Below are 389 nucleotides of genomic sequence, written 5' to 3'. Positions count from 1 at the left end.
CGAAGCGCACGATGTCATCCTCGCCGAGGTAGCTGCCGGACTGCACTTCGATCAGTTCCAGCGGCAGCTTGCCCGGGTTGCGCAGGCGGTGGGTCACGCCCAGCGGAATGTAGGTGCTCTGGTTCTCGCTGAGCAGGATCTGCGCGCCGCCGACATGGTCGCTCAGGCGCTGGGCGTGGTAGATCGGGCTCGGCCGGCCCACGTAATGGGCCAGGTCGCGGTCGTAGGCAGCCTGGAATGCCGGGTCCTGACGGGCCTGGATGTCAAGGCGCACCGTGTTGCCGACCACCAGCGCGGCGCCCACGCCGAGCAGCACCGACAGCACCTGCACCAGACGTGCACCGAACGCCAGCCAGGCGTCCAGGCGCTGGCGCCACAGCGCATCGTGC

General features: G+C 69.2%; 1 pseudogene. It reads right to left on the bottom strand.

The features are described from left to right. Positions 1-389 (bottom strand): annotated as a pseudogene (locus tag ABGA94_RS11805) (hypothetical protein); the annotation flags it as partial.

This window comes from Stenotrophomonas sp. 3diitr2024 (assembly GCF_042136455.1).
Taxonomy (GTDB): Bacteria; Pseudomonadota; Gammaproteobacteria; order Xanthomonadales; family Xanthomonadaceae; genus Stenotrophomonas; species Stenotrophomonas sepilia.
Note: the sequence above shows the minus strand (reverse complement) of the source record. Positions and strands in the feature narration are given on the sequence as shown.